This is a genomic window from uncultured Blautia sp. (assembly GCF_902497045.1).
Taxonomy (GTDB): Bacteria; Bacillota; Clostridia; order Lachnospirales; family Lachnospiraceae; genus Blautia_A.
This window is the reverse complement of the sequence record NZ_CABVDF010000088.1, coordinates 1-10393: the sequence shown is the minus strand read 5'-3', so window position 1 is coordinate 10393 and position 10393 is coordinate 1. Positions and strand designations below refer to the sequence as shown.

At 46.0% G+C, this 10393-nt stretch carries 8 protein-coding genes; 6 read left to right on the top strand and 2 right to left on the bottom strand.

Annotated features, from left to right (window positions below; genetic code table 11):
* The first annotated feature begins 180 nt into the window (after positions 1-180).
* The 6 genes from RDS42_RS08030 (at position 181) to pfkB (ending at position 8266) form a co-directional block, all read left to right on the top strand.
* Complete coding sequence (locus RDS42_RS08030) at positions 181-2955, top strand: TetM/TetW/TetO/TetS family tetracycline resistance ribosomal protection protein (RefSeq protein ID WP_308783192.1); 2775 nt, start codon at positions 181-183, stop codon at positions 2953-2955.
* 171 nt (positions 2956-3126) lie between these two features.
* The gene (locus tag RDS42_RS08025; protein WP_308783191.1) at positions 3127-4098 is read left to right on the top strand and encodes a leucine-rich repeat protein; all 972 of its coding nucleotides are present in this window, start codon (positions 3127-3129) and stop codon (positions 4096-4098) included.
* Positions 4099-4115: 17 nt separating this feature from the next.
* Positions 4116-5468 (top strand): VWA-like domain-containing protein, encoded by a 1353-nt coding sequence (locus RDS42_RS08020; protein ID WP_308783190.1) that lies wholly within the window; start codon positions 4116-4118, stop codon positions 5466-5468.
* 29 nt (positions 5469-5497) lie between these two features.
* Complete coding sequence (locus tag RDS42_RS08015; protein ID WP_308783189.1) at positions 5498-6997, top strand: AAA family ATPase; 1500 nt, start codon at positions 5498-5500, stop codon at positions 6995-6997.
* Positions 6998-7007: 10 nt separating this feature from the next.
* Positions 7008-7337, top strand: a complete 330-nt coding sequence (locus RDS42_RS08010) for a DUF6054 family protein (protein ID WP_308783188.1) — start codon at positions 7008-7010, stop codon at positions 7335-7337.
* A 20-nt stretch (positions 7338-7357) separates the two neighbouring features.
* Positions 7358-8266, top strand: a complete 909-nt coding sequence (gene pfkB, locus RDS42_RS08005) for a 1-phosphofructokinase (RefSeq protein ID WP_308783187.1) — start codon at positions 7358-7360, stop codon at positions 8264-8266.
* Here the strand turns inward: pfkB and RDS42_RS08000 are convergent.
* Positions 8251-9147, bottom strand: coding sequence for a selenium metabolism-associated LysR family transcriptional regulator (locus RDS42_RS08000; protein ID WP_308783186.1), 897 nt, complete (start codon positions 9145-9147; stop codon positions 8251-8253). The genes pfkB and RDS42_RS08000 overlap by 16 nt on opposite strands.
* Positions 9148-9163: 16 nt before the next feature.
* Positions 9164-10351 (bottom strand): aminotransferase class V-fold PLP-dependent enzyme, encoded by a 1188-nt coding sequence (locus RDS42_RS07995; RefSeq protein WP_308783185.1) that lies wholly within the window; start codon positions 10349-10351, stop codon positions 9164-9166.
* Positions 10352-10393 lie beyond the last annotated feature (42 nt).

Below are 10393 nucleotides of genomic sequence, written 5' to 3'. Positions count from 1 at the left end.
TACGGATATTATAGCATTTGTAGGATTTTCCGTCATCATTTTTCTACTGTCTGACTGGGAATTTAATGGTAAACAAATTATGAATAAGTATAGTGAAAATCCCCCCAACAGCACCTCGACCAACGTCTTTTTTTGTGATATAATTGCAATATTATGCAACTACGGTAGGAGGCAATTTTCATGGGCGTACAGGAACCTGAAAAAAATAAAAAACAGATATGTGTGGGCATCCTGGCCCATGTAGATGCAGGAAAGACCACTCTTTCTGAGGGACTGCTTTATCTGTGCGGAGAGATCCGGAAGCTTGGAAGGGTAGATCACGGAGATGCTTTTCTGGATACCTATAAGCTGGAAAGGGAAAGAGGAATTACCATTTTTTCCAAACAGGCAGTATTAAAAACCGAAGACATGGAGATCACTCTTCTGGATACGCCGGGACATGTGGACTTTTCGGCGGAAATGGAACGTACTCTGCAGGTGTTGGACTATGCGATTCTGGTAATCAACGGAATGGATGGAGTACAAAGCCATACAATGACTTTATGGCGGCTTCTGGCACGCTATGAAATTCCTGTTTTTATTTTTGTAAATAAAATGGACCAGCAGGGAACGGACCGGGACGGACTTCTGAAGGAACTGCAAAAAAGGCTCAATGAAAACTGTATGGATTTTGGCGCTATGACGGCTGAAGAGGGAAAAGGAAGCTGTAAACAGGAGGAGCGTGAGGCGCTTCTGGAGAATCTCTCCATGTGTGAGGAAGCTCTTCTGGAGACCTATCTGGAAACAGGGGAGCTGGAACACGGAGAGATCTGCCGTCTGATTGCAGAGAGAAGAGTTTTTCCATGCTGGTTTGGTTCTGCGCTTAAAATGCAGGGAGTACAGGAATTCCTGAAGGGTCTGGAGAATTATACGCTCAGTCGGAAGTATCCGGAGGAATTTGGGGCAAAGGTCTTTAAGATTGCCAGAGATCCGCAGGGAAATCGTCTTACTTATCTGAAGATCACAGGGGGAAGTCTGAAAGTAAAAACCCTGCTGAATGGGGAAAAGATCGACCAGATACGGATTTATTCCGGGGCAAAGGCAGAAAGCGTGCCGGAGGTACGGGCAGGAGAAATCTGCGCAGTTACCGGACCTTCCAAAACATGTCCGGGACAGGGAATCGGAATAGAAGAGGAATCTCAGATGCCAGTGCTGGAACCTGTGCTGAATTACCAGATCCTTCTTCCTGAGGGCTGTGATCCTCATAAAATGCTCCTGAGTCTCCGGGAGCTTGAAGAGGAAGAACCGCAGCTTCATATTCTCTGGGACAGTCGTCTTGGAGAAATTCATGCACAGCTGATGGGAGAGGTACAGACGGAGATTCTGAAAAGTATGATCTGGGAACGTTTTCATGTGGCAGTGGAATTTGGTCCGGGAAATATTGTATATAAAGAAACCATTGCGGCTCCGGTAGAAGGTGTGGGACATTTTGAGCCTCTCCGTCATTATGCGGAGGTTCATCTTTTGCTGGAACCGGGAGAACCGGGAAGCGGTTGCCAGTTTTTTACAGCATGCAGTGAGGATGTCCTTGCCCGAAACTGGCAGAGACTGATCCTGACCCATCTGGAGGAAAAGGAACATCTTGGGGTTCTGACAGGATCTCCATTGACAGATGTGCAGATTACTCTTCTGACCGGACGGGCCCATGTGAAGCATACGGAAGGCGGCGATTTCCGTCAGGCAACGTACCGTGCGGTACGTCAGGGTCTGAAAAAAGCAAAGAGTATTCTTCTGGAGCCTTATTATGAATTTCGTCTGGAGGTTCCATCTGAGATGATCGGCCGCGCCATGTCTGATATCCAGCAGATGCAGGGAAGCTTTGAATCGCCGGAAACAGAAGGCGATATGTCCGTTCTTACCGGGACAGCTGCTGTTTCCCAGATGCGCGATTATCAGAAACAGGTAGTGTCCTATACAAGCGGCAGGGGAAGACTTTTCTGTAATCTGAAAGGGTATGCGCCCTGCAAAAATCAGGAGGCTGTGGTACAGTCTGTTGGATATGATTCGGAGCACGATCTGGAAAATCCCACCGGATCGGTATTTTGTGCACATGGAGCTGGATTTGTGGTGCCATGGGATCAGGTTGAGGAGTACATGCATCTGGACAGTGGTATAGACACAGGGGCTCTGGCAGAGGAAAGTGAAAGCTGGTATGAGCTTTCGGAGGGAGACGATGAACAAAACAGCAGATTACTGTCAGATATCTCAGGCAATACTTCTGGAAAAAAATACCAGAAGGGATATTCTTACAGTGGAAGCTATGAGGACGAGCAGGAACTGCAGGCGATTTTTGAGCGTACCTTTGGGCCGATAAAAAGAGACCGGGCTATGTATGCTTCAAAGACTACCGTTTCCTCTCAGAAAGAAACGATACGGTATCGTCCCGGGAAACCGAGAAAGGAAGAATATCTCCTGGTGGACGGGTACAATATTGTTTTTGCCTGGGAGGATCTGCGGGAGCTGGCAAAAGAAAATATCCATGCGGCCTGTGATAAGCTGATGGATATTCTCAGTAATTATCAGGGATATCGAAAATGTACTCTGATCCTTGTTTTTGATGCATACAAGGTAGAAGGACATGCAGAGGAGGTCATTCCCTACCATAATATTTATGTGGTGTATACAAAAGAGGCGGAGACAGCAGACCAGTATATAGAAAAAACAGTTCACCGGATCGGCCGTCAGTATCAGGTGACAGTGGCAACCTCTGACGGTCTGGAGCAGATGATCATTCTGGGGCAGGGAGCCAACAGACTTTCCGCACAGGGATTGAAAAAAGAAATCGAAGACACTGAAAAAAACGGAAAACAGGAATGGAGATCCCGGCGTCAGAGCAGTAAGAATTATCTTTTTGACAATGTATCCGAAGAACTTTCCGCCCATCTGGAAAAAATCAGAATGGGAGAGGATCAGTAGCAGAATAAAAGAAATGCAGGGCTGAAATAATGCTCTGCATTTCTTTTGTGAAATTATGCATCAGGCAAGTTTGGAAATGGAATCTTGACGAAAAAAGTCTTAGATGGTAGGATTGATTTTAGAAAAATAAGGTGATTTGTTCCGGATAAAATTTGTGGAAAGGTATCGGAAATGCAGTATTTGTGTGAAAAAACAAAAAATGGGAGAAAGATCAGCAGGGTTTTTGGCTATGACAGTATAGTAGAAATCCCGGAATGTCTTATGGGAGAACCGGTAACGGAACTTGGGGACTATGTGTTTTCTGACCGAATGGATCCAGGAGAACTGGAAGAGATGTTACGCAGAGGAAATCTGTGTACAGAAGAAGGAAAAATTGCTGAAAATGTGGATAAGTTTCCTGAAATCGCAGGGTCAGATCTGGAAGAGCTGATCCTTCCGCAAAGTATAGAAAAAACAGGGAGATATGCTTTTTATAACTGCCGGAATCTGAAAAAGATCTCTTTTGGAGGGGCGCTCTGTGATCTGGGAGCAGGAGCGCTTACCGGCTGTCATCAGGTAAGTGAGCTGACTGTCAGGCTGGGAGAAAACGATTGTTCCTGTCTGCGGGAAATCCTTACAGAACTTCCGGAAACTCTTTGTGTTAAAATAGAAAAAAAGGATCAGAAGGGCTGCTTCTGGTTTCCGGAATTTTTTGAGGAGGGGGTAGAAAATACACCTGCCCGTATTCTGGAAAATCATGTACATGGAAGCGGGATCCGGTATCGGAACTGCTTTCAGAACCGGGTATTAAATACAGGAGAATATGATGAAATTTTTCCGTATGCCATTGCCTGGGAAAAGGAACAGGTGGCGCTGCGGCTGGCATTGGGAAGAGTGCTGTTTCCTTTTTTGCTCACTGAAAAAGCAGAGGAAAAATATCTTGTTTATCTGAGAGAACATAGTGAACACGCGGCAGAACTTCTGGGCAGGGAGAAAGAATACCAGCTGCTGAAACAGCTTCTGGAGCTGCTGGGACCGGATCGTGAAACCATGGAAAAACTGTTGGAAACAGCCCAGAAGCAGGAGGATCCCCGGTGGACAGGAATCTTAATGGAGAGGCTGGGAGGTCTGGGAAGAAAAAGGAGAAGAAGCTTTGACCTGTAGAAAAAGAAAGGACAGATATGGAGAAAAAATACCGGGAAAAATACGGGAATTTCGTACATGAACAAAGAAAAAAGGAAGAGGAAATTTCGGATATCTGTCAGGAGATCCTGAAAAATTCCAGAAATGAACTGGGAATCTCCATGCATTTTCTGTGCAGCCCTCTCAGTGAACTGAGACCTGTTTTATCGGAAGAAACTTCTGTACTTGGAACAGATGGAAAACAGCTTTTTGTTTCTCCTGCCTGGCTGATTCCTGTATTTATGAATCAGAAGATCCTGCTGAACCGCCTGTATCTTCATCAGCTTTTTCACTGCCTTTTCTGTCATTTATGGGGACGTAAGGACAGAAACCGGAAACTCTGGGATCTGGCTTCTGATATTGCAGTGGAAAATATGATCGATGATCTTTATGTGAAGCCGGTCTATATCCGGCCGGGAAGCTTCCGAAGAGAAATTTACCGGAAGTGGAAGGATCAATACGGGATTCTGAGCGCAGAACGTATTTACAGAATCCTGGAAACGCTGCCGGAGGAAGAAACAGAAAGACTGATTCTGGAATTTCGCAGAGACGATCATCATTTCTGGAAAAATGCAGAAGAAAAAAGCGGAATGGCAAGCCCGAAAAAACAGTGGGAGGATAAACGGAAGAAGCTTCAGACAGAAATGGAGCTGATGTCAAAAGAAGCCTCCAAGGAAGCGCCAACGCTTATGGAACAGCTTCGGGCACAGAACAGAAAAAGGCATGATTACCGGGAATTTCTCCGGCGTTTTTCAGTATTGAAAGAAGAGATGCAGGTGGATCTGGATACCTTTGATTATATTTATTATCATTATGGAATGGAACATTACGGAAATCTGCCTCTGATCGAACCGCTGGAGACAAAAGAAACCCGAAAGATCGAAGATTTTGTGATCGTAGTGGACACTTCCATGTCCTGCAAGGGAGAACTGATACAGAAATTTCTGGAAGAAACCTATAGTGTACTTTCCGGATCAGAAAGCTTTTTCCGAAAAATCCAGGTGCATATCATTCAGTGTGACGATCGGATCCAGGAGGATGTTGTGATCCATGATCAGGAGGAAATGGAGCAGTATCTTCAGGATTTTACTATAAAAGGCTTTGGGGGAACGGATTTTCGTCCGGCCTTTCAGTATGTGGAGCAGCTGATAAAAAAAGGCGCCTTTCAAAAGCTTCGGGGGCTTCTTTATTTTACGGACGGCTACGGGATATTTCCCGGAAGGATGCCTCCCTATGATACGGTATTTGTTTTTATGAAAGAGGATTACAGGGACGTGGACGTACCGCCCTGGGCCATGAAGCTGATCCTTGGAGAAGAGGATCTCACAGGTGTTCCAGAGCATTTTGAATAAATGAACAGAAAAGAAACAGGAGAAAAATTATGAATATCAGACAGGCAAAACAGGAGGTTGTGGATACTGTCCGGGCATACCTTTTAAAAGATGAATATGGAGAATATGAGATACCCACAGTGAGGCAGAGACCGGTTCTGATCCTTGGGGCTCCGGGAATCGGAAAAACACAGATTATGGAGCAGGCAGCCCGCGAATGTGGGGTGGCGCTGGTATCCTATACAATAACACACCACACCAGGCAGAGCGCCATCGGCCTTCCTTTTATTTCAAAAAAAGAATACGGGGGCAGATCATATTCTGCCACAGAATATACCATGAGTGAGATCGTGGCAAGTATTTATGACCGCATGGAAGAAACTGGTCTCAATGAAGGGATCCTTTTTATTGACGAGATCAACTGTGTATCGGAAACGCTTGCTCCGGCAATGCTGCAGTTTCTGCAGAATAAGACCTTTGGAAATCACAGGATTCCAGAGGGATGGGTGATCGTTGCGGCAGGAAATCCGCCGGAATATAATAAATCGGTACGGGAATTTGATGTGGTTACTCTTGACCGTGTGAAAAAGATACAGGCGGAACCAGATTATCAGGCATGGCGGAAATATGCCTTTCAGGAGAATTTTCATCCGGCGATCCTCTCCTATCTGGAGCTTCGCAATTCCTGCTTTTATCAGATGGAAACCACCATTGACGGGAAGCAGTTTGCAACGCCCAGAGGCTGGGAGGATCTGTCCAGAATGATGGAAGTATGCGAAAAAATCGGAAAAGAGATCAACAGGGATCTGGTGATCCAGTACATCCAGCATGACAGGATTGCAGATGAATTTGCTGATTATTATGAGCTTTACCGGAAGTATCAGCAGGACTATCATATTGCAGATATTCTGAAAGGAAAAAACTCAGAAGCAATGGTGAAAAAAGTTTCTCATGCGCCATTTGATGAGAAATTAAGCGTGGTCAACCTGATCTTTTCCGGTATGCGCCAGAAGATCAGAGAGGCAGTTCAGGGCGAACTGGTGCTGGAAAAAGTGTTTGCAGTTCTGAAAGGACTGAGAGAAGATCAGACAGAAGAACCTCTGCTTCTCCGTCTGGGGGACTATACAGACGAGCTTCTTAATATCATGGAAAAGAAAAAAGAGCAGGGACTTCTGGAGCGGAAAGAGGAGCTTTCTGTGCGAAAGGCAGCAGGGCTTCTGCGGGCTTATGAGAAGCTTTTAAAAAGAGAAACTCAGATCCCGGAAGAGGGCAAATTTGATGTGGTCAGAGCTGCTTTTGAGAAAGACAGAGCTGTCTGGGAACAGGATTGCGAAACAGCGGAACATACCATGGAATATGCCTTTGATTTTATGGAAGCAGCTTTTTACAACAGTCAGGAAATGGTGATGTTTGTATCCGGGATCAATACGGATTTTTACTGTGTGAGATTTCTGGAAACATATGAGTGTGAGCGTTATGTAAGATATAATAAGGAACTGCTTTTTGAGGACAGAGACAGAGAACTTCGCAGAAGGATACAGGAACTATAAGGAGAATATCATGGCAAAACTGGAAAAAGAATTATGGAATGATTTTGACGGACTACTGGAAAGAATAGAAAATGAAATCATCAATGGAAGCTCTACCGCATCTCTGGAAGATTCCAGCGATTTTGTGGACGGGGAAGCGCGGTGCAGCGTTCGTGTATTTGAAAGATACAGCGCCATGGGTTCTAACCGTGTAAGCATGAATGTGACGTTGTTTCAGTGTGGGAACGGTCCGGTAAGAATATCAGCGATCACCTCCGGAGGAAGCCAGGCTATGGTTTTTAAGGTGAATACCTTCGGAGAAAAGGCATTTTTGGACTGTCTGCAAAAAATTCTGGATTAGGGAACAGGGAGGGGAGAAAAATGATCTGTACAGTAACTTTTAATCCATCTCTGGACTACATTGTAGATGTGGAGAATTTCAGAATGGGTCTGACTAATCGGACAAGCGCGGAGCGGATTCTTCCGGGGGGAAAGGGAATCAATGTTTCTCTTGTTCTTATGAATCTTGGGATCAGAAATACAGCTCTTGGTTTCACTGCCGGCTTCACAGGAGACGAGATTATCCGCAGACTTCAGGAGATGGGCGTGGATTCTGATTTTATTTCTGTGAAAAACGGGATTTCCAGAATTAATGTAAAGCTGAGATCTATTGACGGAACCGAGATCAATGGCGCCGGACCGGAGATCAGCCCGGATAAGGTGGAAGAGCTGATGCAGAAGCTGGATCAGCTGGACAGGGGAGACGTACTTTTTCTTGCGGGAAGTATTCCGTCCTCCATGCCGGACAATATGTACGAGAAGATTATGGAACGACTGAAAGAAAAAGAGGTTATGACCGTTGTGGATGCTGCTGGAGACCTGCTGGTGAAGGTACTGAAATATCACCCGTTCCTTGTAAAACCCAATAATCATGAATTAGGCGAAATCTTCGGCGTGGAACTGAAAACGAGAGAGGATGTGGTTCCTTACGGAAAGAAGCTTCAGGAAATGGGTGCAAAAAACGTTCTGGTTTCCATGGCCGGAGAGGGGGCAGTCCTGATTGCGGCAGACGGAAGAATATACAGTAAACCGGCTCCCAGAGGCAAGCTTGTAAACAGCGTAGGAGCCGGAGATTCCATGGCAGCAGGTTTTATGGCGGGCTGGCTGGAGAAGCAGGATTACAGACATGCTTTTTATATGGGACTTGCAGCAGGAAGCGCCAGCGCCTTTTCGGAAAATCTGGCCACAGGCAAAGAAATTCAGGCAGTATATCGTCAGGTGACAGGATAAAAGCTTTTTACAAACTGAATAAACTGGCGTACATGAGGCTTCAGGATCCGGTTCCGGCTGTATACAATATAGAAATTTCTTTTGTGTTCCGCATCCTTCAGAGGAAACAGAAGAATTTGTTTTGTTTTTTTCAGATCCTGAACGGAACGGGCGGAAAGAATGGAAATTCCCAGTCCGTTGACAATGGATTTTTTGATACTTTCCAGATCGTTCATCCTTGCGATCACATTCAGATCTGATGGTGAGATATTAGATTTTTCCAGAAAATAATCCATTTCTTTTTTTGTTCCGGAACCCTTTTCACGGACGATCATAGGTTCTTTTACCAGCTCCTGCAGAGACGCATTGTCTTCCTGGAGTTTCAGGTAATGAGGCGTTACAGGCGCTGCAATCACCAGAGAATCCTGACAGAAAGGGATAAAGCAGCAGTCCTCCTGTTCGGTATACTGTCCAACAAGTCCAAGATCCACACTGCCGTCCATTACCTTCTGGATGGCTTCGGAGCTGTCTGACTGCAGAGAGTGGAAATAGACGTCCGGGCATACCTTACCGAAGCCTGCAAGCATTTCCGGAAGCAAGTAGGAGGACGGGATGGTGGAGGCGCTGAGATCAATGATATGTTTTTTGGAACCGGTAAAATCTTCCATAAGATTATTGCGGATATGGAGGATACGGACCGCGCTGTCATAAAGCTGATATCCCTTTGTGGTGATGGTCAGCTTTTTTGTTGTCCTTATGATCAGTTTTACTTTCAGTTCATTTTCCAGCGCACGGATATGTGCGCTGATGGTAGGCTGGGTCAGATAGAGGCGGCGTGCGGCCTCAGAAAAGCTGCCATAATCTACCACTGCTGTAAATGCTTCCAGCTGTTTAAAATCCATAAATTTCCCTCCTGTTTCAGCAGCTTCCGGCGATTTCTTCCAGAGCCTTCAGCGTGGTGTTTATTTCTTCCAGGGTATTTTCCGGACCGAAGGAAAAGCGGATGGTTCCCTGGGGATAAGTTCCCAGAGTTTTGTGCGCAGAAGGTGCGCAGTGGAGTCCCACTCTTGTCATGATCCCATAAGTATTATCCATCTGAAAGGCAGCGTCTGCCATATCGATCTCTGGTGTCAGGACAGAAACTACAGAGCAGCGGACGGCAGTTTCCAGAGTGTCCGGACAGTCGGTCCTGCCAATGATCCGAAGATGTTTTCCCAGAGGATCCATGGACTGGATTCCTCTGATAAAGTGTTCTGTCAGTTTCATTTCATGGCGGAAATTTTCATGAGAACATATCTGCCCCGTACAGGAAAGCGCTGCATGGAGTCCAAGGATTCCCGGAATATTAGGCGTACCCGGTTCAAAGCGGTCGGGCATAAAATCAGGGATTTCTTCCGTGTGGGAAATGCTTCCGGTGCCTCCGCTGAGAAGAGGAACCATATCAGAAACCAGAGCTTCCCGGATAAGAAAACCACCGATTCCCTGAGGTCCCCGGAAGCCCTTATGACCGGTAAATGCCAGTGCGTCTATGTGACAGGCTTCCATGTCTATGGGAAGCACGCCTGCGGTCTGCGCAGTATCCAGGACAAAAAGAATTCCATGCTTATGACAGAATTCTCCGATGGCTTTTATGGGCATCAGTGTGCCGCAGACGTTGGAACCGTGAAGGCATACAAGAAGGCGGGTTTCCGGGCGGAGCAGATTTTCCGCCTGTTCCAGAAGCATGTTTCCGGCAGAGTCGCAGGGAATCCGGTCGAAGCTTACCCCTGTTTTTTCAAGCTGTACCAGTGGACGCATCACAGCATTATGTTCCATGGAGCTTACCAGAACATGGTCTCCGGGACGGAGCAGACCCTTCAGAAGAATATTCAGGCTTGCTGTGACATTGGCGGTAAAAATTACATTGCGGCTTTTATCCGGAAAATGAAAAAGCTGTTTCAGCTGTTCTCTTGTGTCAAAAATCTGTTCTTCCACAGAAAAAGCCGTGTCATAGCTTCCACGGTTGATATTGACTGCATGGCCGGACAGATAATGAAAGACCGCGTCTGCCACGCCCGGAGCCTTGGGGCAGGAGGTACTTGCCTGATCTAGATATATTTTTTTCATGATAATCTTCTTCCTTTTCTTATCTTGTAATCATTTTTAGTT

Coding starts and splice junctions, on each gene's coding strand:
- RDS42_RS08030 (WP_308783192.1), top strand. CDS start 181: ATGGGCGTACAGGAACCTGAAAAAAATAAAAAACAGATATGTGTGGGC.
- RDS42_RS08025 (WP_308783191.1), top strand. CDS start 3,127: ATGCAGTATTTGTGTGAAAAAACAAAAAATGGGAGAAAGATCAGCAGG.
- RDS42_RS08020 (WP_308783190.1), top strand. CDS start 4,116: ATGGAGAAAAAATACCGGGAAAAATACGGGAATTTCGTACATGAACAA.
- RDS42_RS08015 (WP_308783189.1), top strand. CDS start 5,498: ATGAATATCAGACAGGCAAAACAGGAGGTTGTGGATACTGTCCGGGCA.
- RDS42_RS08010 (WP_308783188.1), top strand. CDS start 7,008: ATGGCAAAACTGGAAAAAGAATTATGGAATGATTTTGACGGACTACTG.
- pfkB (WP_308783187.1), top strand. CDS start 7,358: ATGATCTGTACAGTAACTTTTAATCCATCTCTGGACTACATTGTAGAT.
- RDS42_RS08000 (WP_308783186.1), bottom strand. CDS start 9,147: ATGGATTTTAAACAGCTGGAAGCATTTACAGCAGTGGTAGATTATGGC.
- RDS42_RS07995 (WP_308783185.1), bottom strand. CDS start 10,351: ATGAAAAAAATATATCTAGATCAGGCAAGTACCTCCTGCCCCAAGGCT.